Raw genomic sequence first — 26,993 nt, 5'->3', positions numbered from 1 at the left:
TTGCAGCGGCTACAATGAGCTCGTGTTCACTTCGATTCCGTCGACGAAAATCCGAAGGTCGTCGGTGGAACTCACTTCGAACGTTTCGATGTCACCGGTAAAGTACCACTGGGTCCAGGATTCGGTGAGATACCAGTCGACTTGCCCGTCGCCGTACTGCTCGCCCTCGGTCACCCACTGGGAGATCTCCTCGTCCGGGCGGATGTTGCCGCTCACTTCGACGAAGTAGTCCGTGGTTCCCTCGAGTCGCAATACGGACTCCACGTCCGCCCGACTCGACGCAGCCAGGCTGTTGGGATCGACCGCCTCGCCGTCGACGAAGACCCGAAGGTCGTCGGTCGAGTCAACCTCGAACGTCTCGATCTCGCCCGTGTAGTGCCACTCGGTCCAGGAGCCGGTGAGGTACCAGTCGACCTGCCCGTCGCCGTACTGCTCGCCCTCGGTCACCCACTGGGCGATCTCCTCGTCCGGGCGGATATTGCCACTGACCTCGATCAGGTAGTCGCACTCGCCCTCGAGTCGGAGCGTCTTCTCCGTTGATTCGGCGTCGTCGGACGCCCCGAGCGCGTCCGGGTCCACCTCCTCTCCGTCGAGGTAGACGGTGATCTCCTCGACGTTCTCGAGCTCGAACGATTCGATCTCGCCGGTGAAGTACCACTCCGTCCAGGAACCGGTGAGGTACCAGTCGACCTGCCCATCGCCGTACTGCTCGCCTTCGGTCACCCACTGGGCGATCTCGGGTGCCGGTTGAATGTCGCCGCTAACGGCGATCCGGTACTCGGCTTCGCCTTCGAGACGGATCGGCGTTCCGTCGGGTTCGGTTGCCTCTTCCCGTTCGTCGTCGTTCCCGTTATCTTCGTCGTTCGTCTCCTCCGGTGCCCAGTCGCCATCCGGGACCGGACACGTCCCGCTGTTCGAGATGCCGTTCGTTGCCGGGCTTCCACTGACAGGGGTTCCGGTGACATTGATCGTCGAGTTCTCGATCCGAACGTCACTCGAGTTCCGAACGCGAACCCCGTCTCCGGCTTTCTGGAGACAGAGATTGCGCAGTCGAGCGCCGTTCCGCCCGCTGAGGTATATGCCCGCCTTCGAGGAGTCACCGGTGATCGAGACGTTCTCGATAATCGTCTGTCCCGAACCGCCCTCGGCGAGCTGAACGGCGTAAAAGTTGCTATCCTGGCGGATCACGCAATCACGGATCTCGATTCCCTCGTGGGAATTCGACGTATAAATTGCGTGGGCACCACTCGGATCGCTCATTACGAACTCACAGCCTTCGATGGTGATGTCGCCCGAAGTCGAGCTATTCGAGTTGATCCAGAGACCGCGCGCCGCGCTCGCACCAGACCATCGCGCCGGTGGGGCTTGCGACTGGTTGAACACGGTGTTTCGAACCGTCGTGTTCCCACCGATTCTGATACCCGTGTTCGTGTCCTCGAGGTAGCAGTTGTCGATCAGCAGGTGACCGGGCATGTTGTGGAAGTACATCGAGTTGTTCGCGAAGCCCGAAACCGCCACGTTTCGTAGCGTCAGCTCACCCTCGGAGCCGACGATTTGTAGTCCGCCGCGATTCGACGATTCGTCGACGGCCGCAGATCCGTCCATCGCACGGACATTTTCGACGAGCCCCTGGGTGCCGTGGTCGGCGTCCATGTAGAGGAGTTCGGAGTTAGCGCGACTCGACGGATCGCTCATCCGCCCGATGAACTCGACGTTCCTGAACGTCCAGTCGCCGCCGTGAAGGAAGTTGACTGGGGCCGCGCCATCAGCGGACAAGTCGATGTCGATGCCGTCGATCGTCCAGCCGTTGCCCGTCAGGTGGAGGTACCCCTCGGTGACGTGGGATGGAACGACGAACGTCGCGTCCTCGCCGACCCACGTCCAGTCGTCCGCCCCGTTCCGGAAGGAATCGAGGCGATACTCTCCCGGTGGGAAGTAAATCGTCGTACCATACCCGTGAACGGACTCGAGAACGTCGTTGATCGATGTGTTCCCGGAGTTATCCGCACCGGCGTCTACGATGTTGACGTCGGCGTCGACGCCAGTGGTGGCCGCCGCCGTTCCCGTCCCGGCGACGAGACCGGCGGCTGTGCCGGCGAGTTTGAGATACGAACGCCGATGGAGGATTCCATCGTCCGTTTGGCTCTGATTACGTTCGGGTAGCTGATCGCTACTCGAGTCGACCGGAGTGTCGCGTGCCATACAATCAGGGAGTTTTACCAATGATACATAAACTTTCTCGTCCAAAAATCGAGCATTTGTTGTGATATTCACCGATACGTGAAGGAAAGGGTATTAATTAAGCCAGAATTACAAAATTTCTTAAACTAGTGTTATCCACCTCTTCGGCCGATTAGCACCGAAATACTCGGCCTCTCTAAGTGTAATTCCACGAAGATCGGATTGTTCGCGTCGTTGTTCTCTCGTGGCGAACAAACCTGTTTAATCCGCATTACAGACCTCGTTGACAGTCGTTCGATGAGTATCATCTCTTTGGCAGGAAAGCCGTCTTCTCGAGAACGACTTGACGTTTTCTCACTGACCGTCTATTACTCGTGGGCCCCTATTAGCCGGCGAGTACGCCGGTGAACGTGGATTATATTCGCCACCTCGAGTCGTGTAGTAACCTTTAAACCAAAGTGCGCACAAGTGGGGACCAGATGGCGAGTAACAAGATTCTCGGAATCGACCTCGGAACGACGAACAGCGCCTTCGCGGTGATGGAAGGCGGTGACCCGGAGATTATCGTCAACGCTGAGGGCGACCGAACGACGCCCTCCGTCGTTGCGTTCACCGACGACGACGAGCGCCTCGTCGGCAAACCGGCGAAGAACCAGGCGATCCAGAACCCGGAGAAGACCATCGCGTCGATCAAGCGCCACATGGGCGAAGAGGACTACACCGTCGAGATTGAGGGCGAGGAGTACACGCCCCAGCAGATCTCGGCGATGATCCTCCAGAAGATCAAGCGCGACGCCGAGGAGTACCTCGGTGACGACGTCGAGAAGGCCGTCATCACGGTTCCGGCGTACTTCTCCGACACCCAGCGCCAGGCGACCAAAGACGCCGGCGAGATCGCCGGCTTCGACGTCGAGCGCATTATCAACGAGCCGACGGCCGCGTCGATGGCCTACGGCCTCGACGACGACTCCGACCAGACGGTGCTCGTCTACGACCTCGGTGGCGGCACCTTCGACGTCTCTATCCTCGACCTGGGTGGGGGCGTCTACGAGGTTGTCGCGACCAACGGGGACAACGACCTCGGGGGCGACGACTGGGACCACGCGATCATCGACTGGCTGGCCGAGGAGTTCGAGGACGAACACGGCATGGATCTCCGCGAGGACCGACAGGCCCTCCAGCGGCTCAAGGACGCGGCCGAGGAGGCCAAGATCGAACTCTCCTCGCGCAAGGAGACCGAGATCAACCTCCCGTTCATCACGGCCACCGACGACGGACCCATCCACCTCGAGAAGTCCCTCACGCGGGCGAAGTTCGAATCGCTCACCTCGGACCTGATCGGGCGCACGGTCGAACCGACCGAGCAGGCGCTCGAGGACGCGGGCTACGAGAAAGAGGACATCGACGAGGTCATCCTCGTCGGCGGGTCGACCCGGATGCCTCAGGTCAGCGAGCAGGTCGAGGAACTGATCGGCGAGGCCCCCCAGAAGAACGTCAACCCCGACGAGGCCGTCGCGCTGGGCGCGGCGATCCAGGGCGGCGTGCTGGGCGGCGAGGTCGACGACATCGTCTTGCTCGACGTCACCCCCCTGAGCCTGGGTATCGAGGTCAAGGGCGGCCTCTTCGAGCGCCTCATCGAGAAGAACACGACGATTCCGACCGAGGAGTCGAAGATCTTCACGACCGCGGCGGACAACCAGACGTCCGTCCAGGTCAGAGTGTTCCAGGGTGAGCGCGAACTCGCGAACAAGAACGAGATGCTCGGCGAGTTCCACCTGACTGGCATTCCGCCCGCACCCGCGGGAACGCCCCAGATCGAGGTCACGTTCTCCATCGACGAGAACGGCATCGTCAACGTGAGCGCGGAGGACAAGGGAACCGGCACCAGCGAGGAGATCACCATCGAGGGCGGTGCCGGACTGTCGGACGCGGAGATCGAGCGCATGCAGCGCGAGGCCGAGGAACACGCCGAGGAGGACAAGCAGCGTCGCGACCGCATCGAGGCCCGGAACACGGCCGAGGCGACGATCCAGCGCGCCGAAACGCTCCTCGAGGAGAACGACGACGTCGACGACGACCTCCGCGAGAGCATCGAGGCCGCGGTCGACGACCTCGAGGAGACGATCGACGATTCGGACGCCGACGCCGAGGCGATCGAGTCGGCGACCGATGACCTGAGCACGGAGCTTCAGGAGATCGGCAAGCAGATCTATCAGGAGGCGGCTGCGGCGGGTGCCGGTGGTGCTGGCGGTGCCGGCGGAGCTGGTGGCGCAGGCGGTGCGGGCGCCGCAGGAGCCGGCGCAGGCATGGGCGGCGGCCCGAACCCCGGCCCCGGCGGTGCGGCTGACGACGACGAGGGCGAGGAGTTTGTCGACGCCGACTTCGAAGACGTCGACGAAGACGCCGAAGAAGACGAGTAACGGAGAACAACGCTGAATCGGCCGTCGGCAACGCGTTACTTTTCTCTGTCGAGGACGAAACGAGTCGGTAATCGTGAGCTCCGCTCGCGACCGTTACGTGCCTAATTACGAGCCGGGTCGAAAACGGCGCGTGGTCGATGGCCCGCGGGCTGTGAAGCTCAATCTGAGAGAGGAGGCTCGATTAGAGGACTGGAAGAGTGGAAGACTCGACCCAAAGACTGGGAAACTCGAGTTCGGCCCTCGCCGTTTCGCTCTCACGTTCTGCCCTCACTCGAGCAGTGAACGCAGAACGGTCGTTTCAAGTGTCTCAACGGTATACCAGTGGATAACGAATGAGCGAGGACTTCTACGACGTGCTCGGCGTGAGCCAGGATGCCTCAGCCGAGGAGATCAAAAAGGCGTACCGGAAGAAGGCCACGGAGTACCATCCGGACGTCAGCGACGATCCGGACGCCGAAGAGAAGTTCAAGAAGATCCAGAAGGCGAAGAAGGTGCTCACCGACGAGGAGAAGCGCCAGGCCTACGACCGGATGGGCCACGACCGATTCGAACAGGCCGAGAAACACGGGTTCGACGCGGGCGGTGGCGGTCCAGGTGGCATGGGCGGCGATCCGTTCGGCGGTATGGGCGGTATGGGTGGCATGGGCGGCGGCCTCGGCGACATCTTCGAGCAGGTCTTCGGCGGCGGTGCTGGCCGCGGTCGCAACCGGCCTCGAAAGGGACGAGACCTCCGGACGGGGCTCGAGATCGGTCTCGAGGAGGCGTTCGAGGGCGTCCAAAAGCAATTCACGGTCGAGCGCCCGGAGGCGTGTGAGACCTGCGACGGCGAGGGCCATCCGCCCGAGGCCGACGCTTCGACCTGCCCGGAGTGTCAGGGTCGCGGGCAGGTAACCCAGGTCCAGCAGACGCCGCTCGGCCGGGTCCAGCAGACGACGACCTGTCCCCGGTGTGAGGGCAAGGGGACGCTGTACTCCGAGACCTGCGACGACTGTCGCGGCGAGGGGTACGTTCGCAACGAGGCCTCGCTGTCCGTCGAGATTCCGGCTGGCATCGACGACGGCCAGACCCTCCGGATGGAGGGCGAGGGGGCCCCGAGTCCGAACGGTGGTCCTCACGGTGACCTGCTGATCGACATCTCGATCGCCGACCACCCCGAGTTCGAACGCGAGGGCGACGACCTCCACTACCAGCTACCGATCTCGTTCCCGCAGGCCACCTTCGGCGACAGCGTACAGGTCCCGACGCTCGAGAGCTCGGTCGAATTCGAGATCCCGAAGGGCACCCAGAGCGGGGAGACGTTCCGTCTCGAGGGCAAGGGGATGCCACGCCTGCGGCGGTACGGCCAGGGGGACCTCTACGTACGCGTACAGGTCGTCACGCCGGAGTCGCTCAACGACGAACAGCGGGAGGCGCTCGAGGCGTTCGCCGAGGCTGGTGGCGAGGAAATCGAGGTCAGCGAGGGGTTCTTCGAGAAGATCAAGCGGAGTTTCTAGTTTCATGTACTTGACTTCTAGTCTCTGCTTCCTGCACCTCGAGCCAGCCCGGAAGTGACGGCGCTTTTGTAATCGCGGTGAGTAGGACGAGTATGGAGACGCTGGCTGCGTGTTTCGAACGCGAGCGGCGGAGCGAGCGGCCGGCGCTCGAGGACGCAACCGGCCGAACGTACGACGCCCACTGGCTTCGCACCTCGGCCTGGAAGGCCGGGAACTTTCTGCGCCACACGGGCGTTCGCCGGGGCGTCACCGTCGGCGTCGTCGGATCGGGCCCGCTTGCGCTGCTCTCGTTTTTCGGAACGGCGCTGCTCGAGTCCCGGACCAGGTTCGATCCGCCCCGCGACCTGCGAGGGAGCGAGGATCTGCGAACACTCGTCGCGCCGGTTGACGACCTCGGAGGGTACACGCTCCCCGAAGGTGCTCAGCGAGTCGGTTACGGCGAGCGCCCCGACGATCCAGGAGTCCGTCACCTCGAGAGTGGTCTCTGGAGCGAGAACCCGTCGTTTCCACCGCTCGAGGTCGATCCCGAGACGCCGTTGCTCGTCGACGACCGACGCGAGTACAGTCACCGGTCGGTGCTCGAGGCGGCCCGCGACGTCGTCGACGAGTGGGGGCTCGAGACTGGCGATCGGGTGGCGTTGCGGGCGCCCCTTTCGGATCCGCGAGCGGTCGTCGGGGGTATCGTCGCGCCGTTGCTCGTGGATGCGGTCACTGTGCTTTCCGATTCGGTTTCGGTTTCGGTTTCGGATCCGGGTTCGCGTTCGAAGCCCCCGACCGACGACGTTGACGCCGACGTCGACGTCGTCGTTACGATCGAAGGCCAACATTCTCACACAGCGGTCCCCGTTCTGCCGCTGTCTGCGATCCAACTCGAGTAGCCGTCGTTCGTTTTCTCGGTCGTATCCTCCTGTTCGACGTCAGCCGTCAACCGTCGGTCGGTGGAACGTACCGCTCGGCCGGCGTTCGTTCGCGACTGAACGCGGTCGACGCGAACACGATCGCCAGCACGCTACACGAGCCACCGAGAACACCCACGACTAACGCGAAGGTCCCCGACGCGATCAGCGCCAGGACGAGCAACATTGGGGCGAGCGTCCCGGAAGCCAGCCCCAGAACGAGTCGAAACGCGTTGCGCATCCCGAGGTTCCCCCGGAGGAACGCGAAGAGGCCGCCGTAAATCGACACCGGTCCGGCCAGCAGGACGAGCCCGGCCAGCAGGAGACGGACGGCCGGAACGAACATGGCGAGTCCGCTGGCGACGACGAGCACCATCGCTCCCGCCAGTCGACGTGAACGGTCGCCGCTTCCCGTCTCGCCTCGAGCCACGTCCTGTCGGTCGTCGAAAGCGTTCCTAATCGTTTCGATTCGTGGCCCGCCCAACTCTGGTCGGGAACCGACACCGAAACGCCAGACGATCCGATGGTGAAAATTACGCTTCCTGGAGCGATAGACTATTTTCGAGAGGGGCGACAACATTCGTGTTCAGGAACTGGAACGTATGGGAAACGTCATTACCAGTGACGGTCATGAATGCGTGTATGACGCAATTGCTCCATCAGCTCCGGGGGGAGGGAGGGAGCACACCGAACGATCGGTGGGGACGACGAAACCGCAATCGACGTAGCGTTTTCTCGCGAGGCGCGCGATGATCGACCGCGCCGACCGGGGGCTGACACCGGTGCTCGCGCTGACGATTATCATCGGCATGGTCGCCGTCGCCAGCATCGGCATCGTCCTCGTGGGAACCGGGGCCCTCACGACGTCGTCGGACCAGCTCGAGGACGAGCGCGTCGAACAGTCGTTCGTCACCCTCGGCTCGGAACTGAACACGGTCGCCGCCTCGAGCGACGACACGCAGTCGGTCGCGCTCGGCCTGACAGACGCCAACGGCCAGGTTTCTCTCGTGGACTCGGGCCACATTACGGTGAGCGCGTCCGGACTCGAGGATCCTATTATCGACGAACCGACGCGAGCGATCGAGTACCGCGACGGCGAGACGGTCGTCGCCTACGAGGGTGGTGCCGTCTTCCGCGGTACGGGCTCCGAGGCGAGAGTCGTCTCCGCACCGCAGGTCGAGTACCGGCAGGATGCGCTCCGGCTCCCGATTACGCGACTCGAGGGCGTCGAGTCGGTGTCGAACGACCGGGTTCGCCTCTCGAAAGTGCGGAGCGACCGGCCGACCCGCGATATTCCGAGCGTCGCGGGCCAGTTCGTCACGATCACGATCGAGAGCCCGTACTACGCCGGCTGGGCGGCCCACTACGAGCGACAGGTCGGCGAGCAGTACGTGACGGTCGATCACGCGAACCAGACCGTCGCCGTTCTCCTCGGACAGCCCAATCCCGATGGATCGTACGACGGAGCGGTCACCGCCGTCGGGGACGTCGTTGGTAGCGGAAGTTCCTCGGTGATCGGTCCGATTTCGGCGACCGGAAACGTCAGCGTCGACTGCGACGTGCCGGACGACTGTACGGGCGGCGAAGCAGTCGACCTGCGGCCGCTCGACGACGACATCGCGTACCTGTTCGAGACGTCGGCCGGCGACGCTCAGTCGATCGACGGATCGACGCTCGAGAACGGGACCTACTACGCGGACGAGTTGCTCCTCGAGAAGGGAGACGACCTCGAGATCGATCTAAGCGAAGGGGACGTGACGGTGCTCGTCGACGGGAACATCGGACTGGACAACGCGAAGATCGAGGTCGTCAACGGCGAAGGAACGGATCACGCCGCGAGGGTCTATACGACCGGTGACGTCGCGATCAGTAACGGGAACGGCGGCGTCACCGTCGAATCCGACGACCCCCAGCGCTTCCAGCTCTACGGAACCTCGGAGATGAAATTCGCGATCGGACAGGGGACGTTCACGGGAACCATCTACGCACCACGGGACGAACCGGCGGGCGGAACGAACGAACTCGCCGACACCCACCTGAAAAGTTCGGACTGCTCGCCCGACGCCGACTGGGCAGACATCTGCATCGGCACCGGTAACGTCGACTTCACGGGATCGATCGTCTCGGGGCCCATGTCGATCGGCCAGAAAGCGAAGTTAACGTACGATCCGTCCCTCTCGAGCGTCGAACCGACGATCGCGATCCCGCCTGAGCACTTGCCGCCGAAACTGGATCACCTGACCGTCGTCGTCCACGAGGTCGCCGTCGAGAGCGAGTAACGAGTGACCGGTCGTTCGCTCGCCCGCTATTTCTCCGTCCGTTTCAAGGAAGACGCCCCGACAGTGCCTCGCTTGCAGGCGCGAACGAAATGGTCGAGCCGAGTTCCTCTTCTACTGCCCGTTCGTACAGCATCGCCGCGGCCGCGACGGTTTCGATCCCGGTCCCGCCGCTGTCGAACACCGTGATCTCGTCGTCGCTCGTTCGGCCGTCCGCCTCGCCAGTCACGACCTCGCCCAGTTCGGCGTGAACGTGATTTTCATCTATCGCGCCTGCCTCGAGCGCCGCGAGGAACGACCCCGCGTCGTAGGTCGCCCGGTCCCGGAGGTCGGGAACGTACGTGGCCCGTTCGATCGTCTCCACGTCGAGTTCGCGCTTCTTCGGGTGGTACTGGCCCATCGCGGTGACGTGGGTTCCGGGCTCGAGCAGCGAGCCGTCGAAGACCGGGTCGCTCGCCGTCGTCGCCGTGATCACGACGTCGGCACCCTCGACGGCGGCGGCGCTCGAGTCGACGGCCGTGACGCTCGCAGCGAGCAAATCGTCGAACTCGGCGGCGAACGCCTCGCGGTTCGATTCGGTCGGCGAGAAGACGCGAACCGTCTCGAAATCACGGATGGTGGCCGTCGCGTGGAGCTGTCCGCGTGCCTGTGGGCCGGTGCCGATCACGGCGAGCGTGGTGGCGTCCTGGCGAGCGAGTTCGTCGACGGCGACCGCTCCGGCAGCACCGGTCTTGAACGGGTTCATGTGGGCACCGTCGAGCAGGGCGATCGGTTCGCCGCTGTCGGCGTCGAACAGCGGCGTGACGAACCAGGCGTCGCCCGAGCCGAATCCGGCGCTGTACATGTAGCCCCCCATCGCACCGGTTTCCGGGAGTACGGCGGAGTAGGTCGTCAGGAGCCCACCTGGGTCGGCGTGAAAGAGTTTGGTTCTGGGTTCGGCGGGCGCGCCGGCGCCGCGCTGGCGGTAGCCGTCGCGAACGGCATCAACGTAGTCTGCGGGCGAGGCGAGGCCTGCCGTCTCTTCGCTGGTGAGAAACAGGACGTCGGTCATACTCCCACGAGGAGACCGAGAGATAAAAACCGCGTGGCTGGAGGTTACTCGGAGTTGACCCTGGGGCGCGTGGCTGGGGCGTCCTCGACGGAATCGACGGGACCGTTGACGAACATCGCGTGACCGATGACGCCGATTGCGACGGTGGCGCTAATCGGGACTGCAGCCGTCAACGAGACGCCGACGACGGTCAGGGCAGCGGTGATACCGAGCAGTGCGACCGGGATAAGTCCGAGAACAATGTCATAATAGCCAGCCATAATCTATTACATTCTATGAGGAATAGGCATATAAGCGTTTCCCATAATTAGCCGATATTGGATTTGTCCCTGATTCAGATAGAGGGGAGATTATCCTCGTAACTTATCGAGTGGTTCAAGTCGGCGAAAGCAGCCGGGTTCGAAACCTCCTCTCAAAATCGATATTATCGAATTCGGCGCACACTCGGGCCGTGAACGACGGATCTCGAATCGCCGGCCGCTTCGACGACTGATTCGGGCCGGGTCGTCCCGCACTCGAGACGTGGGTACCTGACGTGATACCACCGGGCGTAACTCTCTGACCGGAGAGTACTCGAGGTATGGACAGCGGACCAAAGACTACTCGAGCCTGCCCGCATTACGGAGCCCCACCGAGAGCCCAATGCGCCAGCTTCCGAGCACGAGCAGCCCAATGGCGGTGATGACGACGTTGAACGCCCACAGCGAGTTGCCGTCGAAGAGCGGCGACGAGCGCAAGATGAGGCCGACGTTCGCCGCGCCGAGCCAGGCGACGGTCGTGACGACGGCGGCGGTCCTCGTCGACGTGATCGCCCGTCGAGCGAACGCGCCGGCGAGGAGGGCGACGACCGTCCAGCCGACGAGAAACGGCAGGGCGGTCTCGAGGGCGGCTCCCGGCTCGCTCGCGATCGGCAGGCCGTGCTGGCGTCGGCCGATCATCATGATCGCCGTGATGAGGGCGAGGTCGACCGTCCCGACAAGCGCGATGGCTCGCTGTCCAGGACGATCGGTATCGAATACGGTAGGTAACGCTCCCATACCCATCGGTCGGGACGGAGCCCGTATTGGTGTCACGGTTTCTGGTTCTAGCATCGGTATCGCCGGGTTCACTCGAAGTCGCCCGTCGCTCTCGAATCGTCCGCTGTGAATTTCAGAGATGACTACAATAATATAGTTCGAATACAAACGATGTGATAGATGGCCGTGGTCGACCAACGCCGTGAGCGGTGTGACGGGTGCGGACGGGTCGTCGCGCTCGAGGACCTTACTACCGTGACGATGCCGGACGGAGAACGGCTGGCGTGCTGCCCGACGTGTGCGCCCCACGCCCGCGAGGCCGCCCGCAAACTCGAGTCGATCGACCGGCCGCGCGGGACGTGCGATGGCTGCCACTCGAGCGTTCCGCGAAACGACCTCGAGGACGCCGTGTTGCCCGATGGAGCGGTGATAACGTGTTGTCCCGACTGCCTCGAGGAGGTTCCCGGCCATGGGGATGCGGGAACGTCGGCATCGGATGAGTTAGACGACGGTACCGGAGCGTCCGTCGACGAAACGCCGGAAACGACCGAGCTCGCGACCTGTCGAACGCTCTGTAGCCAGTGTCACGAGTACGTCGACGAAGAGCTCTATCACGTGACGACGATCGACGGCCGAACCGAGGAGCTGTGTCCGGACTGCAAGGCGCTGGCCGAGGAGAAAGGCGTCGTCAGCAGCGTCGAGATGCGCGAGTCGGAAGCACGGGAGATCCTCCGCGTCGACGACGACGTGACGAACCAGGAGCTTCGCGAGGCCTTCCTGACTCAGATCAAACACGCCCACCCCGATAAGAAGAGCGGCAGCGAGTCGGCGTTCAAACTCGTCAAAGAGGCTTACGACCGGCTGAAGTGACCGTCACGCTGTGCGTTCGAGGCCGTCCATACGCCTGACGAACCCGATCGTCGCCGGATCGAAGGCGTAGGCGGCGTCGCAGACCTCGCAGGTGGCCTCGAGAAACTGGCCGTGTTCCGAGAGTTTCCAGAGTTTCGTCTGTCCCTGCGTGATGTCCAGCGTCACGGGGTGGCCGCAGTCCGGAACCGTACACGGGAATCGGACGTACCAGTTGGGGACTGACAGTGCTCCGAGCGGGGAGAGTTCGCTCCGAAGTCGACAGAGCAGGTTGAAGATCGTGAACGAGAGGTTCTCCCGATCGATGGCGACCCCTTCGATATCGGCGATGAACCCGCCGCGGAACGTCTCGTCGTCGTATAGCGGAAGAACCGGAATGCCCTTCGCGAGCGCGTACCCGACCTCCTGGTTCACCCAGGGGCTGGTCGCCGAGGCCTCGGTGAGTACGGCAACGACGACGTCGCTGTTGGCGAGTCGACCCTCGAGTCGCTTGCGCGTTCGACCGGATTCGATCTCCTCGAGGGCGATGTGGACGCCGAACGGGAAGTTCTTGACCGTCGAGAACAGCTCCTGCACGAGGTCGAGGTCGACTGGTGCGTGGGAGACGAACACCTGTTCTCCGGTCATCAGTAGCTCTACGGAACCGAAGACAGCAATCCGTAATGAATGTAACTACTTTGTATCCTCTTCGTGCGTAATAGTATCGAGAACGAAGTCCGAAAATTCGAGTTCGGAGAGTTCGTCACCCAGCTGATCGAACCACTCGTGCTCGACCCGCCACGTTCCGCGCCGGTCCCCCTCGGTGGACCGAGAGATTGCTTCGAGCGTTCCCGGCTCCCACTCACGTTCCTCCGCGACGGACAAGACGATTCGCACGACGGTGCTGACCTCGTGGGAAGTCACGCCCGGTACGTCATGCACCATCTCGTACTCGAGTCGCGTTCGGTCGTCGGTTCGCTCGAGCGACGTGACGTAGACGCCCTGGCTCATCAGGCGGTTCTCTAAGGTGACCTCGAGTGGGTGTGAAGTCGACGTGTCGTCGGCGCTCGGGCGGGGCTCGTCGTCGCTCATCGGTACTGATTCGAGTTCGCTGGCGACGGACAAAAAGCGTCCGGCTCACCGGCCTGCTCTCGCGTCATCCTCGTCTCCGTCCCCGTGCCGTCTATGGTCCAATCTCACTCACAGCGGCTCGACCAGATCCGCGAGCGCCGCCGCGGGATCGTCGGCCTTGGCGACGCCGCTGGCGAGCAGGACGCCACTCGAGCCGAGGTCGCTGGCGGCGACGACGTCCTCGCCGGTGCTAATTCCCGCGCCACAGAGCACGGTAACGTCCTCGTCGACCCGGGCGGCAGCGTTGACGGCGTCCTCCACGACGTCCGGATCGGCCTGGCTGACGGGCGTCCCGGTGCCGATCAGTTCCGGCGGTTCGACGGCGACGGCGTCGGGGCCGAGCGCCGCGGCCGCCCCGATCTGGGCCGGGTTGTTCGCACAGACGACGGTCTCGAGACCCGCACGTTCGGCCGCCCGGATCGCGCCGTCGACGTCGGCGAGTTTCAGGCGGCGCTCGGAGTGGTTGATCAACGTGCCCGTCGCGCCCGCGTCCGCGACTACCTCCGCGAGCGTGTGCCCGGTGTTGCTCCCGTAGTCGATGGGATCGACGTGCTGGGCCCAGGTCTCGACCCCAGTCTCGGCGACTCGCTTGAGGTGGGTCGCCTGCGGAGCGACGGCGATGCGGGCGTCGGTCGTCTCGTCGACGTCGCGGGCGGCTTCGGCGACGTCGACAGGATCACACGGGTACGTCTTGAGGTTGATCAGAACGAACATGCTCGAGAGGAGTCCCTCGCGACCGAAATAGTTACCGAGTGTCCGACGTCTCGAGGCCCGTCTCGGGCTCGCCGGGTACCGAGGGATCGTACCGGTGGCAGGCGACCGGTCGCCCGTCCGCACGGGTCTCGAGCGTCGGCGACTCGCGTTCACAGACGGTCTCGGTGGGCGCCGCGAGGTGGGCTCGAGCCGATTCGAGGTCGCCGTCGTCGATGGATTCGACGGCCGCGGTGAGCGCCGCCTCGAGATCCGGATCTGCGAGTTTAGCGGGCAGATCGAACGTCGATCGAACGGCGTCGTCGGTAGCGGGGATGGACTCGGTAGCCGCGTGGTCGGTGCCGTCTGGCCGGCGTCCGGCGCTGGCGACGGCAGCACGCACGTCGTCCGCGGTCGTCCACTCGTTCTCGAGGCGGAATCGGAACTGTACGAGCCCCCGCCACTGGTCGCGAGGGATGGTCGCGTCGGCAGGCGGGATGATCGCCGGACACCGGGGGTGGAATCGGCACCCGGACGGCGGGTCGGACGCGTCGGGGAGGTCGTCGGTCAGGGGCTCGACGCCAGCGCGTGGCGCGTTCGGATCGAGGCTGGGAATCGACGACACGAGCAATTGCGTGTACGGGTGGCGAGGCTCGTCGAAGACGTCGTCGACCGCCCCGGACTCGACGATTTCGCCGAGGTACATCACCGCCGTGCGGTCGCAGAACCGACGCACGAGTTCGACGTCGTGACTAATGAAGACGATCGCGACGTCGAACTCCCGCTGGAGACGCCCCAGCAGCTCGAGGACGTCAGCCTTGGTTCGACCGTCGAGCGCGCTCACCGGTTCGTCGGCGACGATCAGGTCCGGGTTCAACACCAGCGCGCGGGCGATAGCGATGCGCTGTTTCTCCCCGCCGGAGAACTCGTGTGGGTACTGGTCTGCCGCCACGGCGGAGAGTCCGACGCGCTCGAGGGTGTCCTTGACGACGTGTCGACGCCGCTGGGAGCCGTGCAAGCCGTGGATGCGGAGGGGCTCTTCGACGGACTCGCCGACCGTTCGACGGGGGTTGAGCGCCGAGTCCGGATCCTGGAGCACGAGTTGTGCGCGCCGGCGAAAGCGACGCAGCTCGTCGTCGTCGTACGCGCGGACGTCGTCGCCGTCGAACCGGACCTCGCCGCCGGTCGGCTCCTCGAGGCGGAGTACCGACAGCGCGGTCGTGGATTTCCCGCAGCCGGATTCGCCGACGAGCCCGAACGCCTCGCCGGGGTGAACGTCGAAGCTCACGCCGTCGACGGCCCAAACGGTCCCAACCTCGCGCCGAAGGAGCCCTTCGGTGATCGGGTAGTGCTTCTCGAGGTTCCTGACCGAAAGCAGCGGATCGGCCTCAGTCATCCTCGGTCACCCCCTCCCCGCTAGCGCCGAGGTCGGGAGCAGTGTCGAGGACCGTTCTCGAATCCTTTCGGTCGCCGTGGTAGATGCACGCCGCACGGTGGTCTTCGACGCCGGCGACCGGTTCGAACGGCGGTTCGTCGGCGCGACACGCCTCGACGGCGTGTGGGCACTCTCGACGGAAGCGACACCCTTCCCGCGGGATCGGCTCGTTGCGTCCGACGGTTTCGGTGCGGCCGACCGAGCCGTCCGTCCCACCCTGCCCCACGAAACTCCGGAACAGCGACTGCGTGTAGGGATGGCCCGGTCGCTCGAGGACGGCCTCGACGGGGCCGCGCTCGACGACGTTCCCGGCGTACATGACGACGACGCGGTCGGCCAGCGAGGCTACGACCCTGAGGTCGTGGGTAACGAGCAGCAACGTCAGCGCTCGCTCTCGCCGGAGGTCGTCGATCAGGTCGATGATTCGGGACTGAATCGTGACGTCCAGTGCGGACGTCGGCTCGTCGGCGATGAGCAGGTCGGGCTCGGCGGCCAGGGCGATGGCGATCAGGACGCGCTGGCGCATGCCGTCGGAGAACTCGTGGGGATACGCGTCGAGTCGCTCCGCCGGTCGAGAGAGGCCGACGGTCTGCAGCAGATCGATCGCTCGCTCTCGAGCGGCCTCGTCGCTAACGTCCCGGTGGAACGTGACCGCCTCGACGAGCTGATCGCCGACGGTGTACACCGGATCCAGCGCGTTCTGGGCGTTCTGAAAGAGGTAGGCGATCCGGTTGCCGCGGATCGATCGAAGCCGGCTCTCGCTGGCCGAGAGCAACTCCTCGCCCTCGAACGTCACCGAGCCGGAGACGTCGACCTGCGAACTCGAGATCAGGCCGGTGATCGAATCACACGTCAGCGTCTTCCCGCTCCCGCTCTCGCCGACGAGACAGACGGTTTCGCCGGGCTGGACGTCGAAGCTCACGCCGTCGACGGCCCGGACGGTGCCATCGGCAGTCGCGATGTGAGCGTGCACGTCGTCGACGGAGAGCAGTGGGTCCACGTCAGTCATGGGTCCCCCGTGGATCGAGCGCGTCTCGCAGTCCGTCGCCGGCCACCTTGAACGACGCGACGGTCAGTCCCAGAGCGATGGCGGGAAGCGTCGAGACCCACCACGCGTCGAGGGGGGCCGCTCTGAACAGCCCCTCGCCCATCGTCATACCCCACGACTGGAACGTGGCGTGGAATCCGAGGAACGCGAGCGCGGCCTCGGTCAGGACGAGCACGGCCATCAGGTGAAACGCCGCCGGGATTACGCTGTTGGTGACGTTCGGCAGGACGTGTCTGCGCAGGACGTACGGTCTCGAGGCCCCGAGCACCCGTGCGGCGAGAACGTACCCTTCCTCCCGTCGTTGCAGCGTCTCGCTTCGGACGATTCGGCCGATTCCGCCCCACGAAAGTAGGCCGAACGCGGCGAGGAGGACGAAAAATGAGTCCCCGATGAACAGGTACGCGATCATGTAGATGACGATCGCCGGGATGCTGAGCTGGACGTCGACGTAGCTCATCAGGAGGTCGTCGACACGGCCCCCGTAGTACCCCGCGACGAGACCGACGATCGTCGCGAGCGGAACGATGATGCCGACTGTGACGAACACGGCGTAGGCCACGGGTCGAGCGCCGACCACGAGGAGGTCGACCATCTCGTAGCCCCAGCGATCGGTTCCGAACACGTACTCCCAGCTCCCGTGACACTGCTGTTCGTATATCGTGTCCCCGGTAACCGTGCCCACGCAGTCTTTTCCCGTTTCCAGGTAGGAACCGCTGAAGCCGACCGGCGGCTGGAGTTTGTCGGTTCCGGCCGTCCCCGAGTATAACGTCAGCCGGGGCTGAAACCCAGTTATCATCGAGTAGAGCGCGGTGAGAGTAACGGCGCCGAGGACCACGAGACTGACGACGGTTGCCCACCGTCGCCGAAGCCGAGCGAGGAGTCGTCGGCCGCGGGACGGATCGAGGACCATCGGAACGGCGCCGTAGGCGACGACCACGGCCAGGGCGAGCAGCAGCAGCCAATCTTCGGGGCCGACGTACCACCGAGAGACGAGATAGATGCTGTCCTTCCATCGGTAGTAGAGGTACGCCAACCCGACGGTAAGGACGCCGATCACGAGTGCGATTCGTTCGGGCGAAAGCCGACGCGACGACGAGTCGACCCGATCCCAGTCGATTTGCTCGAGCGCCGCGACGTCTGTCCGCCCCGGTGGCTCGTCTCTGGAGGGTTCGTTCGATCCCGATTCCGTCATTGCGAGTCGTGCGGGAACCTGTCGCCTCTGTGAATAAGTGTTTCTGTTCCATCACGACCGCAACACTCATAGTTCCCTGGCTGGCACGTGTGCAGTACTCGTGATTTGCGACCCCGTCGTCACGTTTGCGTCGCTCGCAGGTGACTGCCAGTGAGAGTGGTGCGAATTCTGGCTCGGCGTCTCGCACTGGGGGCGATCGCCGCCTGGGCCGTGCTCACGGTGATGTTCGCACTGTTCGCCGCGACCGAAGACTGGGTGCTCGATAGGCGGCTCGCACTCGCAGCCTACGGCGGTGCCGACCCCGACGAACTCGAGTCTATTCGCCAGTCGTACCTCGCCGACCGAGGGCTCGATCGACCGATCATCGAGCAGTACGTCGACTGGATGGGAAACATGATCACGCTGGAGTGGGGAAACTCCTTCCAGAGCGGCGAGGCCGTGTTTCCGCTCGTCCGCGAGGCCACCCTCGAGACAGCGCTGTACGTCGTCCCGGCGATCGTGGTGGCGACGACGCTCGGTCTGGTCGTCGGCGCCTATGCCGCCATGAACGTGGGCTCGATTCGCGGCAACGGAGCCACGGGGATGGTGTACCTGCTGTTTGCGATCCCGAACTTCTGGGCCGGCTTCCTGATCCTGAGCGCGTCCGCGACTGCCGCTGCCGCCTTCAGGTGGGGCAGCGAGTTCAACTACATCACGGTGACCGAGTTGCCGTTTCTCTACGGACGCGTCCTCCCGGTCGTCCTGGTGACGACGACCCTGCTCGCTGCTATCGTCAGCTACGCTCGAGCGTACGCTCGCCAGTACTACACCGCGGACCTCACCAAACTCGTTCGCGCGAAAGGGGGTGGACGGGTCGACGTCGCCAGACACGTGTTGCGAAACGCGGCGATCCCGTTGCTCTCGCTCGTGTTCGCGGAGACGCTAGCGTTGCTCGCGATTTCGGTGATCGTCATCGAAGCGGTCTTCGGCATCGGCGGAATCGGTTCGCTCTTCTACAACGCCGTCTGGACGCGCGACCTTCCCGTCGTGATGGGCGTAACGGTCGTCGTCGTCGCCTTCGGCGTCGTCGGCAACGTCGTCCAGGATCTGGCGTACTCGCTCCTCGATCCTCGAGTGGACACCGGATCGCGGTGAGGACAGCACCGGCGATCGGGAAAAACGCTGGTCGCCGCTCGATCAATCCTTTCGCTTGACGACGTCGCCGAGCGTGTAACTCCCGCTCGAGGAGCCACCCTCCCAGTCGCTGTCCTCGCTCGATCCGGATCCGCCGGTGAGGCTGATCTCCAGGAATCGCTCGAGTTTGCTCTGGACCCGGTCGCTGGGCAGGGTATCCCCGCGCTCGAGTTTGCGGATCAGACTCGCCTTCTCGTTGAGTTCGTTCGCGAGGTCGGACTGGCTGAGGTCCTTCTTCTCTCTCGCCCGACGAATGCGGTCGTCGTAGTCGGTGACGATCTCGTCCATCTCGTCGAACATGTCGCGGCGACGCGAGCCACCGGACCCCGAGGAGCGACCCCCGCTCGAGGACGTGTTGCTGGATCCCGACCCGGACCCCGATCCAGAGCCCGTCGAGTACTTCGTCGACGTGCTCGAGGATGAGGCGGTCTTCACCTCGGTACCGAAGTCGGTACAGTTCGAACACACGTCCAGCTTCGCGCCTTCGACTTTGATGGTCTTCGGGGACGACGTCTCGGCGCCACACATCTCGCACTGAACCATGGTCGGGTCTAACGCACCACGCGTGATAAAGGGTACGGCGCCAGCGATCCGGGCGGGTCGTGTCGAACTCGAACCTGCCCCGGACGAGGGCCCGGACCAAGTCAGACGCTACTCGAGCGCGCTCCAGGAGTAGAAGAACCGCTGGAGAGCCGTCACGTGTCCGACGACGGCGAGGAAGACGAGCAACCAGCCGACGAGCGAGAGGCCACCGGCGTCAAACGACTCGAGCGGATACGCGAGAAAGCCGACGATTCCGATGATCGCCAGTCGATCCGCGCGGCCGACGAGCCCACCGTAGACCCGGTCGAGACCCACCGCCTGGGCCTGGGTGCCGAGGTAGGAGGTCATAACGACGCCCGTAACCGCCAGGAAGCCGAGCCAGTAGTCGCCGACGCCGGCGGCGAGCCCGCCGATGATCACGATGTCGGCGTACCGATCCAGGACGTGATCGAGCAGGTCCCCCGCGGGGGAGGAGACGCCCTGTGCTCGAGCGAGCGCGCCGTCGATGATGTCGAACCAGCCGTTCAGGAAGACGAGGGCCGCGCCGACGGCGTACCAGACGGGGTGAGCGACCCCACCGAGGTAGAACGCGAGACCCGCAGCGATCGCCACGAATCCGGCGATCACGCTCACGCCGTCGGGGGACATCCCGACTCGATCGAACCCACGCACGAACGGATCCAGGAACCTCGAGACGTACGGACGAAGCTGATCGAGCGTCATGCCAGGTACCCCACGAAGTCGACCTCGCCGGCACTCGGCGCTCGTGTGCCGTGAACGACGGCCTCGAGTTCGTCGGCCACCGCGGCGGGCTCGCGGTCCGTGGTGTCGATTTCGTACACGGACTCGAGGCCGTGGCGGTCGACGGCCTCCGAGAGGATGACGTCGAGCGCCTCGCTCTCCGCGTTCTCGCGAGCTTTGTCCGTGCGTTCTCCGCGTTCGCGCAGTCGTTTTTCGAGTACCTCGGGAGCACACCGCAAGACGGCGACCCGATCGGCCGACAGGTGGTGAGCGAGGTGCGACTCGATCAGGACGTCGTCTCGCTCCGCGAGTCGTTCCTCGAGGGCCTCGAGGTCGGCGACCTTGCTGTCGCGCTCTTCGTCGACGGCCGTGTACAGCCCCTCGCGGTCGAGCAGGTCGTTGAGGTGGATCACGTCGTAGTCCTCGAGCTGTTTCTCGGGCCGGTCCTCGTGGCGGTCCTCGAGTCGGGGCCCGCGATGATCACCGATCCTTTCCTCGAGGATCGTCGTCGCCGTCGTCTTCCCCGTTCCCGGGGTGCCGGTAACCGCGACTCTCACGCGCCGTTCACCTCGGTTGGGGTTTCGCCGTCAGCGCCGAGTTCGCGCTGGTGCCCTCGGTCCTCGAGCACCTCGTTGAGCGTCTCGACGGCCCGTTCGGTTTCGGACGGCGTACCGCAGGTGATGCGAACGCACCCCGGCAACCCGAAACTCGTACAGTCGCGGACGATAACGCCCCGTTCTTGCATCGCCTCGGCGACAGGGGTCGCCTCCCCGACGTCGACGAGGACGAAATTCCCGTCGCTCGGCCAGACGTGGGCATCGATTTCCTCGCGCATGGTCGCTCGAGCCTCGACGACGGTCGCGACGGTTCGCTCGACGTGTTCGTCGTCCTCGATGGCGGCCAGGCCGGCCCGGCAGGCGAGTTCGCTCGCGGCGAACGGGGTGTTGACGCGGGCGTAGGCGTCGGCCCACGCGTGCGGAACGAGTGCGTATCCGAGTCGCAGGCCCGCCAGACCGTACGCCTTCGAGAACGTCCGGAGGACGGCGACGTCGTCGCGGGCGTCGAACCCGTCGCGACCCGCGATCAGGGCGACGGCGCTGTCGACGTCGGCGAACTCGCCGTAGGCCTCGTCCACGACGACGAGCGTCTCCTCGTCCGTTCGATCGGCGATTGCCGCGACGTCCTCCAGGTCGATCGTCGATCCCGAGGGGTTGTGCGGGCTGGTGAGGTAGACGATCCGTTCGCCCTCGTAGGCCTCGAGGATCGTCTCGGCGTCCTGGGTGAAGTCGTTATCGCGCGCGAGCGCGTACTCGGTAACGTCGCCGTGGTGGAATCGGGCGCTCATGCCGTAGTAGGCGAACCCCGGCGCGGGGACGAGCACGTCGTCGCCCGGTTCGAGGGTCGCCCTCGAGAGGTAGTCGATGGCGCCGTCGCCGCCGTTTGCGAGCCAGACCTGTTCGTCCGCGATGGACCAGCGGTCGGCGATCGCAGCGGTGAGATCGGCGTGAGCCGCCTTCGGATAGGAACTCACGCTTCCAGCAGCGTCCTCGATGGCGTCGACGGCCGCAGGCGAGGGGCCGAGTGCGTTCTCGTTGGAAGCGAGTTTGACGAACGTCGAGGGGTCGCGCCCGAGTTCGCGGGCAACCTCCTCGATGCCTCGACCCGCCTGATAGGCGACGTGGTCGGACAGATCGCGCGGATGCATACGTGAAACCTTTTCCTCGCGACGCTTAAGCGTGCTTACCTGTGACGAGCGTCGAGGAGCGTTGCCCATCCGACGGCCATCTGGTACTACGGTCGAAAGCGACGGAGAGCGATGATTGGCTCGACCGAATCGTGAACCGATTCACGCAATCATTTATCATCATTTTTCGGGCGCGCGAAGGAGTGGCTGGAATGCAAATATCTGGCAGATAATGGGCTTCTCAATCCTATATTGCCTATGTCTGTTCATAGTATGTTCGTATTGGATACTTCCGTTCATGTAAACTCGCGTGCTATTATATGCCAGTGTGCGTATCAGTCGCTCCCAAAGGCAAAACTTATACGACTCGAGAGAATTTTGCCAGTCGATGCCCAACGACAACGGTGTATCCCGACGATCATTCCTGAAGGCCACGAGCGCCGGTGCAGCCACCGCGGCGGTGGCCGGGTGCTTTGGCGGCGACGAAGGAAATGGTGATGGGAACGGCGACGGTAACGGCAACGAATCTGGCAACGGAAACGGCAACGGCGACGGGGACCTGTCCAACGTCGAGAAGGCCCAGCAGGCCTGGGAACGTGCCCAGGACAACCCTGCGCCGGAGGACGAGGAGACCCGGATGGAAGCGTACCTCGAGATGGAGGAGGCCGTTCGCGATGACATGGTCCTGCTGCCGCTGTACCACGGCCTGACGGAGCGGATGTGGTACGACCACGTCGATGTCGAACCCACGGGCTCGCTCGGCGGCCACCGACAGCAGCACAACGAGACCAGTACCGAAGACGGTGAGTTGAACCTGATCAACTCGACGGTTACGTCGCTGGACCCCATTCAGTCGACCGACACCGCCTCCGCGGTCATCATCAACCAGGTGTACGAGAACCTCGTGCACTACCCCAACGGCGTGCCGGAAGTCGAGAACCAGCTCGCCGAGGAGGTCAACGTCTCCGACGACCTGCTGACGTACACGTTCACCATCAAGGAGGCGCAGTACCACGACGGCAGCGAGCTGACCGCCAGCGACTTCGTGTACGCCTGGCGTCGTCTCGCGGAGTCCGCCGCCAGCGAGCGCGCGAACTTCCTGCTGGAACCCGGCTTCCTTGCCGTCGAACACGAGACGGAGGGCGAAGGCGAGGACGCCACGACCGTCCCGGACTCCCTCGGCGTCGAGGCCGTGGACGACCGTACGCTCGAGGTGACGCTCACGGAACCACAGCCGTCCGCACTCGACATCCTCACCTACGACTCGTTCGCGGCGATGCCCGAGGGACTCGTCGGCGACATCGAGGGCTACGACGGCCAGTACACCCAGGAGGAGATCTCCCAGGAAGTGATGGTCGGCTGCGGCCCCTTCCAGTTCGAAACGTGGGAGCCCGGAACGGAACAGATCCTCACGGCATTCGGCGACTACCACGACGGCGCGCCGAACCTCGACCGCATCCACTGGCAGGTCATCGAGGACGACGAGACCATCTGGACGTACGTCAACGAAGGAAACGCCGACATCTTCGGCATTCCAACGGCGTACTACGACCAGGAGAACATCGACGCCGAGGAGGACGACATGGGTCGCGACGTCGGGACCTACGGTCCCCTCGAAGACGGCGAAACCGTCGTCAACTACCTCGGCGTGAGCGAGATGTCGACGTTCTACTTCGCGTTCAACGCCGCCAAGGTGCCGAAGCCGGTCCGGCAGGCGATGGCGTACGTCACCGACCACGAAGAACTCATCAACCAGGTCTTCGAAGGACGCGGAGTCGAAGCGTTCAGCTTCACGCCGCCGGGAATCTTCCCGGGTGGAAACGAGGCCTACCAGACCTTCGTCGACGAGTGGCAGTACTCGCCAAACGATACCGACCGTGAGTCCGCACAGCAGGTTCTCGAAGAGGGCGGCCACACGGCAGACGATCCGTTCGCGCTGACGCTGACGACCTACGAGAGCGAGACGTTCTCGGAAGCCGCAGGAATCACTCGAGACAAGGTTTCGGACCTGGGAATCGAGTTGGATACCGAGGAGGCAGAGTTCTCCACGCTGATCAGCCGCGGTCAGGACGGCGACCTCGAAATGTACTCGCTCGGCTGGATCTGGAGCTACCCCTCGGTCGCCTACGGCCTGTTCGGCTTCGAACCGGCCAACACCAACACCGATCTGATCTCCCAGGGAGAAGCGGACGGCTACTACCTCAACTGGGAAGCCGAACTCGAAAACGAAGAATAACACGAAAAGCGACCACCGTCGGCGGATCGGACCCGCCGGTGAAATTATCCGTCCTCGGAGCCGCTTCCGAGGAAATCATGATACCTATTACCCTCGAATGCATACCGATCCAATAGTGCGAAATATGGTAAACGTCTGGGACACGTGTGATGCGCCATGAGTCGCTGGCGATACTTTTTCCAGCGGGTCTTGCTCTCAATTCCGGTCCTCTTCCTCGTGATGACAATGCTGTTCGTCATCCTCAGAATGGGACCGCTCGACCCGGTCGCAGCGATGCTCGGGCCAGAGGCGAGCGGCGCAGCAGCAGCACAGATTCGCGAAAACATGGGCTTGAACGAGCCGCTGTGGCAACAGTACATCGACTTTATGGTCGGGTTGATCACCTTCGACCTCGGCCAATCGTGGGTCATCCAGCGGGGTCGATCCGTAACGTCGATGATCAGGATCTACGCGCCACGAACGATCTGGCTCGGATTCTGGGCGATCCTGCTCCCGCTGTTCATCGGCATCCCGCTCGGGTTCTACGCCGGGCTCAACTCGAACAGCTGGGGCGACTACATCGCCTCATTTTCGGGAATCGTCTGGCTGGCGATGCCGAACTTCTGGCTCGCAATCATGTTCCTCGCCGTTCTGCGTCGAACGCAGGGTGGGGGGTTCCTCGGGTTCGACTGGTACACTCTCGGTCCCGATATCAGGAGCATCATCGGCACGCCACCGCTCGACTTCATCGGCTTCGAACAGTTGCTCCCGGTCCCGAGCGGGTTCTTCTTCGACGGGGGGACGCTCGCCGTTGCAATCAAAGTAATCCTTCCGGCGGCGCTCGTCCTCGGCTCGGCGTCGATGGCCACCGAACTCCGAATTGGACGAACGGCAATGCTCGAGACGATCAACTCAAACTACGTCGAGACGGCGAAGGCGAAGGGACTCTCGAACCGGGTCATCATCTGGAAGCACGTCTTCCGGAACGCGTTGATTCCGCTAGTGCCGATCATTACTAACGAAGCGTTCTTGCTTCTGGGCGGGTCGGTCATCGTCGAGGTCCTCTTCGGTATCAACGGACTCGGTCGGCTGTACTTCATCTCGCTGACGCAGGGTGACTTGCCGCTCGCAGGAGCACTGGTGTACATATTCACCATCATAACGATTAGTATGAATATCATACAGGACCTCCTGTACACGATTCTAGATCCGCGTGTGGGGTACGATCAATGAGTTCCGAGCTAGACGAGGGGACGACACTTCGTGAACGAATCGCCGCAAACCCGCGTCCGGCCGCGATCTGGGCCGCCGGAATAGCAATTTTGATCCTGCTCGAGTTGGGTCGCGTCGGAGCGGGCGTCGTAAAAATGGGTGGCGCAATCCGCGTCGCTCTGGCCGGATTCGCCGCGATTCCCGGCTGGGTCTACGGAAACGTACACGGCTCGGCCGGACTGATCGCCGCCGAGATTTCGTTCGCAGTCACCGCGGTGCTCATCCTGTCGGTCGTCACGTTGATTCTCAGAGCGACGGTCGTCACCGGCTCACTCGCCGATCGATTCGGAATTCACCACGATCGGTTCGAAAGCACTTACGTGACCGAAGAACGGCTCGAGCGAATTATCTTGCTCGCCGTTTTAACAGCGGTAACGTTCCTCGTGACCATGACGCCAGCCGAGATCGCCGTCGACCTCGTCGTCGGTGCACTAACGGCGTTCTTCGAGTGGATCGCGTCGCTGTGGTCGATTACGAGCCCGGAAACGATTCCGAACCAAGGCTACCGAACGCCCGGTGGCGGCTGGGAAGGAACCTTCCTGGGGCTGTCTCCGGCATGGGCCTGGGCGATTCGGGTCGTCCTCGTCTACGTGTACGCCTTCACAGCGCTCGTGTGGCTCTGGAAGGGGTATACGATCTTCCGGGAACACTATCGGGAGGCCGACTGGACGCCCCGAGACGATTCAGTCAACCGGTTCCGGGACCACTACTGGGGGATCTTTGGACTCCTCGTTGTCTTCATGTTCGTGGTAATGGCGTTGTGGGCACCGGCGCTCGGTCCGGTCGGTCCGCAAGAGAACATATACAGTCCGTACGGCCACGAGTTCCAGTACCTGGACCAGGAGACCGGTGAACTCGAAACGGTCAACCACGGGACGGCAAACCTCGATGCCCGGTCTCAGGGGTCCGATCCTGTTGGTCCGCTGAGTTACGATAACTACGATCGGTGGGCACCGTTCGGGACGACCAGTGACGGGAAGGATCTGTTCACGTACCTCGTCTTCGGGGCCCGGACATCGCTCGTTATCGGTATCGTCTCGATCGGACTGGCGACGCTCATCGCGCTGGGATTGTCCCTCCTCACCGCCTACTACAAGGGACTGGTCGACCTCGCGACTGTGATCGTCAGCGATACGCTCATCGCCGTTCCGGTGTTCCTGATGGTCCTGTTACTCTCGGTCGTGTTCCAGCAGGGGAATCACCCGATTGCCGATTATTACAACGGCGGGTTACTCCTGGCGCTCATCTTCGCTGGCCTGTATTGGCCAGGATTATGGCGTTCGATACGCGGCCCCTCGCTCCAGGTTGCCGAACAGGAGTGGGTCGACGCCGCGAAGAGCTACGGGCAAACGCCGATGATGACGATGAGAAAACACATGGCGCCCTACATCTTCAGCTACATCATGATCTACGCATCGTTGCTGTTGGGCGGCGTTATCATCGTCACCGCCGCTCTCTCGTTCCTCGGTCTGGGTATCAACCCACCGACGCCCGAATGGGGTCGAATCATCGCCGACGGTCGCTCGTACGTCTCGACCGAGTCCTGGCACATCGCGACGATTCCGGGCATCCTGATCGTCCTCGTCGTCACCGGTTTCAACGCCCTCGGTGACGGAATCCGAGACGCGATGGATCCAGAGAGCGAAGCCGGCGAAGGTGACGTGGCGACGACCGGAGGTGGTGCGTGATG

General features: G+C 63.8%; 24 protein-coding genes. 9 read left to right on the top strand and 15 right to left on the bottom strand.

Annotated features, from left to right (window positions below; translation table 11 throughout):
* Positions 1-9: 9 nt before the first annotated feature.
* Positions 10-2,202 carry a right-handed parallel beta-helix repeat-containing protein gene (locus J1N60_RS15375; RefSeq protein WP_312908750.1) on the bottom strand — a complete coding sequence of 731 codons (2,193 nt, stop codon included), beginning with the start codon at positions 2,200-2,202 and terminating at the stop codon, positions 10-12.
* Positions 2,203-2,660: 458 nt separating this feature from the next.
* On the opposite strand from J1N60_RS15375, the gene dnaK reads away from it, so the two are divergent.
* From dnaK to J1N60_RS15360, 3 genes are all read left to right on the top strand, one after another.
* Entirely contained in the window at positions 2,661-4,601 is a 1,941-nt protein-coding gene (gene dnaK, locus J1N60_RS15370; protein ID WP_312908748.1) for a molecular chaperone DnaK, read from the top strand.
* A gap of 332 nt (positions 4,602-4,933) precedes the next feature.
* The gene (gene dnaJ / locus J1N60_RS15365) at positions 4,934-6,094 is read left to right on the top strand and encodes a molecular chaperone DnaJ (protein ID WP_312908746.1); all 1,161 of its coding nucleotides are present in this window, start codon (positions 4,934-4,936) and stop codon (positions 6,092-6,094) included.
* A gap of 92 nt (positions 6,095-6,186) precedes the next feature.
* Positions 6,187-6,972: a hypothetical protein gene (locus J1N60_RS15360; protein WP_312908744.1), complete on the top strand. Its 786-nt coding sequence runs from the start codon at positions 6,187-6,189 to the stop codon at positions 6,970-6,972.
* 46 nt (positions 6,973-7,018) lie between these two features.
* On the opposite strand, the gene J1N60_RS15355 is transcribed toward J1N60_RS15360, so the two are convergent.
* Positions 7,019-7,420, bottom strand: a complete 402-nt coding sequence (locus J1N60_RS15355) for a hypothetical protein (RefSeq protein ID WP_312908742.1) — start codon at positions 7,418-7,420, stop codon at positions 7,019-7,021.
* 319 nt (positions 7,421-7,739) lie between these two features.
* Between J1N60_RS15355 and J1N60_RS15350 the strand changes: the two genes are divergently transcribed.
* Positions 7,740-9,269 (top strand): DUF7289 family protein, encoded by a 1,530-nt coding sequence (locus J1N60_RS15350; protein ID WP_312908740.1) that lies wholly within the window; start codon positions 7,740-7,742, stop codon positions 9,267-9,269.
* Between the two features lie 43 nt (positions 9,270-9,312).
* On the opposite strand, the gene J1N60_RS15345 is transcribed toward J1N60_RS15350, so the two are convergent.
* The 3 genes from J1N60_RS15345 to J1N60_RS15335 form a co-directional block, all read right to left on the bottom strand.
* Complete coding sequence (locus tag J1N60_RS15345; RefSeq protein ID WP_312908738.1) at positions 9,313-10,317, bottom strand: ornithine cyclodeaminase family protein; 1,005 nt, start codon at positions 10,315-10,317, stop codon at positions 9,313-9,315.
* 44 nt (positions 10,318-10,361) lie between these two features.
* The gene (locus tag J1N60_RS15340) at positions 10,362-10,577 is read right to left on the bottom strand and encodes a DUF8015 family protein (protein ID WP_254157053.1); all 216 of its coding nucleotides are present in this window, start codon (positions 10,575-10,577) and stop codon (positions 10,362-10,364) included.
* Positions 10,578-10,916: 339 nt separating this feature from the next.
* On the bottom strand, positions 10,917-11,354 hold the full coding sequence (locus tag J1N60_RS15335; protein WP_312908737.1) for a DUF3054 domain-containing protein: 438 nt from the start codon (positions 11,352-11,354) through the stop codon (positions 10,917-10,919).
* Between the two features lie 159 nt (positions 11,355-11,513).
* Between J1N60_RS15335 and J1N60_RS15330 the strand changes: the two genes are divergently transcribed.
* Positions 11,514-12,203, top strand: a complete 690-nt coding sequence (locus J1N60_RS15330) for a J domain-containing protein (protein WP_312908735.1) — start codon at positions 11,514-11,516, stop codon at positions 12,201-12,203.
* Between the two features lie 3 nt (positions 12,204-12,206).
* Here J1N60_RS15330 and J1N60_RS15325 read toward each other — a convergent pair whose 3' ends face one another.
* The 6 genes from J1N60_RS15325 to J1N60_RS15300 all read right to left on the bottom strand — a co-directional run bounded on the left by J1N60_RS15325 (position 12,207) and on the right by J1N60_RS15300 (position 17,675).
* Positions 12,207-12,827, bottom strand: a complete 621-nt coding sequence (locus J1N60_RS15325; protein ID WP_312908733.1) for a toll/interleukin-1 receptor domain-containing protein — start codon at positions 12,825-12,827, stop codon at positions 12,207-12,209.
* A 45-nt stretch (positions 12,828-12,872) separates the two neighbouring features.
* Entirely contained in the window at positions 12,873-13,271 is a 399-nt protein-coding gene (locus J1N60_RS15320; RefSeq protein ID WP_312908732.1) for a DUF8159 domain-containing protein, read from the bottom strand.
* A 108-nt stretch (positions 13,272-13,379) separates the two neighbouring features.
* Positions 13,380-14,024, bottom strand: coding sequence for a triose-phosphate isomerase (gene tpiA / locus J1N60_RS15315; protein WP_312908730.1), 645 nt, complete (start codon positions 14,022-14,024; stop codon positions 13,380-13,382).
* Positions 14,025-14,055: 31 nt separating this feature from the next.
* Positions 14,056-15,396 (bottom strand): ABC transporter ATP-binding protein, encoded by a 1,341-nt coding sequence (locus J1N60_RS15310; RefSeq protein WP_312908729.1) that lies wholly within the window; start codon positions 15,394-15,396, stop codon positions 14,056-14,058.
* Complete coding sequence (locus J1N60_RS15305) at positions 15,389-16,444, bottom strand: ABC transporter ATP-binding protein (RefSeq protein ID WP_312908728.1); 1,056 nt, start codon at positions 16,442-16,444, stop codon at positions 15,389-15,391. The genes J1N60_RS15310 and J1N60_RS15305 overlap by 8 nt, the downstream gene beginning before the upstream one ends.
* Positions 16,437-17,675 (bottom strand): ABC transporter permease, encoded by a 1,239-nt coding sequence (locus tag J1N60_RS15300; RefSeq protein ID WP_312908727.1) that lies wholly within the window; start codon positions 17,673-17,675, stop codon positions 16,437-16,439. The genes J1N60_RS15305 and J1N60_RS15300 overlap by 8 nt, the downstream gene beginning before the upstream one ends.
* A gap of 159 nt (positions 17,676-17,834) precedes the next feature.
* Between J1N60_RS15300 and J1N60_RS15295 the strand changes: the two genes are divergently transcribed.
* Positions 17,835-18,809 (top strand): ABC transporter permease, encoded by a 975-nt coding sequence (locus J1N60_RS15295; protein ID WP_312908725.1) that lies wholly within the window; start codon positions 17,835-17,837, stop codon positions 18,807-18,809.
* Between the two features lie 42 nt (positions 18,810-18,851).
* Here J1N60_RS15295 and J1N60_RS15290 read toward each other — a convergent pair whose 3' ends face one another.
* The 4 genes from J1N60_RS15290 to hisC form a co-directional block, all read right to left on the bottom strand.
* Entirely contained in the window at positions 18,852-19,391 is a 540-nt protein-coding gene (locus J1N60_RS15290) for a multiprotein bridging factor aMBF1 (RefSeq protein ID WP_425499305.1), read from the bottom strand.
* Positions 19,392-19,499: 108 nt separating this feature from the next.
* Positions 19,500-20,114, bottom strand: coding sequence for a CDP-alcohol phosphatidyltransferase family protein (locus J1N60_RS15285; protein ID WP_312908724.1), 615 nt, complete (start codon positions 20,112-20,114; stop codon positions 19,500-19,502).
* Positions 20,111-20,689, bottom strand: a complete 579-nt coding sequence (locus tag J1N60_RS15280) for an adenylate kinase family protein (protein WP_312908723.1) — start codon at positions 20,687-20,689, stop codon at positions 20,111-20,113. Before J1N60_RS15280 ends, J1N60_RS15285 begins: the two co-directional genes overlap by 4 nt.
* Positions 20,686-21,837, bottom strand: a complete 1,152-nt coding sequence (hisC, locus tag J1N60_RS15275) for a histidinol-phosphate transaminase (RefSeq protein ID WP_312908721.1) — start codon at positions 21,835-21,837, stop codon at positions 20,686-20,688. The genes J1N60_RS15280 and hisC overlap by 4 nt, the downstream gene beginning before the upstream one ends.
* Before the next feature lie 367 nt (positions 21,838-22,204).
* Here hisC and J1N60_RS15270 point away from each other — a divergent pair, with 367 nt between their 5' ends.
* The 3 genes from J1N60_RS15270 to J1N60_RS15260 all read left to right on the top strand — a co-directional run bounded on the left by J1N60_RS15270 (position 22,205) and on the right by J1N60_RS15260 (position 26,991).
* Positions 22,205-24,052: an ABC transporter substrate-binding protein gene (locus J1N60_RS15270; protein ID WP_312908719.1), complete on the top strand. Its 1,848-nt coding sequence runs from the start codon at positions 22,205-22,207 to the stop codon at positions 24,050-24,052.
* A 156-nt stretch (positions 24,053-24,208) separates the two neighbouring features.
* On the top strand, positions 24,209-25,264 hold the full coding sequence (locus tag J1N60_RS15265) for an ABC transporter permease (protein ID WP_312908717.1): 1,056 nt from the start codon (positions 24,209-24,211) through the stop codon (positions 25,262-25,264).
* Positions 25,261-26,991 carry an ABC transporter permease gene (locus tag J1N60_RS15260; RefSeq protein WP_312908716.1) on the top strand — a complete coding sequence of 577 codons (1,731 nt, stop codon included), beginning with the start codon at positions 25,261-25,263 and terminating at the stop codon, positions 26,989-26,991. Before J1N60_RS15265 ends, J1N60_RS15260 begins: the two co-directional genes overlap by 4 nt.
* Positions 26,992-26,993 lie beyond the last annotated feature (2 nt).

Source organism: Natronosalvus caseinilyticus, assembly GCF_017357105.1.
Lineage (GTDB): Archaea > Halobacteriota > Halobacteria > Halobacteriales > Natrialbaceae > Natronosalvus > Natronosalvus caseinilyticus.
The sequence above is the reverse complement of the archived record's forward strand: the minus strand, read 5'-3'. Positions and strand labels throughout refer to the sequence as shown.

What these genes read in the sequence shown, in the direction of transcription:
- tpiA (WP_312908730.1), bottom strand. Translation starts at nt 14,024, where the DNA reads ATGTTCGTTCTGATCAACCTCAAGACGTACCCGTGTGATCCTGTCGAC.
- J1N60_RS15270 (WP_312908719.1), top strand. Translation starts at nt 22,205, where the DNA reads ATGCCCAACGACAACGGTGTATCCCGACGATCATTCCTGAAGGCCACG.
- J1N60_RS15285 (WP_312908724.1), bottom strand. Translation starts at nt 20,114, where the DNA reads ATGACGCTCGATCAGCTTCGTCCGTACGTCTCGAGGTTCCTGGATCCG.
- J1N60_RS15265 (WP_312908717.1), top strand. Translation starts at nt 24,209, where the DNA reads ATGAGTCGCTGGCGATACTTTTTCCAGCGGGTCTTGCTCTCAATTCCG.
- J1N60_RS15330 (WP_312908735.1), top strand. Translation starts at nt 11,514, where the DNA reads ATGGCCGTGGTCGACCAACGCCGTGAGCGGTGTGACGGGTGCGGACGG.
- J1N60_RS15360 (WP_312908744.1), top strand. Translation starts at nt 6,187, where the DNA reads ATGGAGACGCTGGCTGCGTGTTTCGAACGCGAGCGGCGGAGCGAGCGG.
- J1N60_RS15260 (WP_312908716.1), top strand. Translation starts at nt 25,261, where the DNA reads ATGAGTTCCGAGCTAGACGAGGGGACGACACTTCGTGAACGAATCGCC.
- J1N60_RS15325 (WP_312908733.1), bottom strand. Translation starts at nt 12,827, where the DNA reads ATGACCGGAGAACAGGTGTTCGTCTCCCACGCACCAGTCGACCTCGAC.
- J1N60_RS15320 (WP_312908732.1), bottom strand. Translation starts at nt 13,271, where the DNA reads ATGAGCGACGACGAGCCCCGCCCGAGCGCCGACGACACGTCGACTTCA.
- J1N60_RS15300 (WP_312908727.1), bottom strand. Translation starts at nt 17,675, where the DNA reads ATGACGGAATCGGGATCGAACGAACCCTCCAGAGACGAGCCACCGGGG.
- J1N60_RS15350 (WP_312908740.1), top strand. Translation starts at nt 7,740, where the DNA reads ATGATCGACCGCGCCGACCGGGGGCTGACACCGGTGCTCGCGCTGACG.
- J1N60_RS15310 (WP_312908729.1), bottom strand. Translation starts at nt 15,396, where the DNA reads ATGACTGAGGCCGATCCGCTGCTTTCGGTCAGGAACCTCGAGAAGCAC.
- J1N60_RS15345 (WP_312908738.1), bottom strand. Translation starts at nt 10,317, where the DNA reads ATGACCGACGTCCTGTTTCTCACCAGCGAAGAGACGGCAGGCCTCGCC.
- J1N60_RS15335 (WP_312908737.1), bottom strand. Translation starts at nt 11,354, where the DNA reads ATGGGAGCGTTACCTACCGTATTCGATACCGATCGTCCTGGACAGCGA.
- dnaJ (WP_312908746.1), top strand. Translation starts at nt 4,934, where the DNA reads ATGAGCGAGGACTTCTACGACGTGCTCGGCGTGAGCCAGGATGCCTCA.
- hisC (WP_312908721.1), bottom strand. Translation starts at nt 21,837, where the DNA reads ATGCATCCGCGCGATCTGTCCGACCACGTCGCCTATCAGGCGGGTCGA.
- dnaK (WP_312908748.1), top strand. Translation starts at nt 2,661, where the DNA reads ATGGCGAGTAACAAGATTCTCGGAATCGACCTCGGAACGACGAACAGC.
- J1N60_RS15305 (WP_312908728.1), bottom strand. Translation starts at nt 16,444, where the DNA reads ATGACTGACGTGGACCCACTGCTCTCCGTCGACGACGTGCACGCTCAC.
- J1N60_RS15375 (WP_312908750.1), bottom strand. Translation starts at nt 2,202, where the DNA reads ATGGCACGCGACACTCCGGTCGACTCGAGTAGCGATCAGCTACCCGAA.
- J1N60_RS15340 (WP_254157053.1), bottom strand. Translation starts at nt 10,577, where the DNA reads ATGGCTGGCTATTATGACATTGTTCTCGGACTTATCCCGGTCGCACTG.
- J1N60_RS15290 (WP_425499305.1), bottom strand. Translation starts at nt 19,391, where the DNA reads ATGGTTCAGTGCGAGATGTGTGGCGCCGAGACGTCGTCCCCGAAGACC.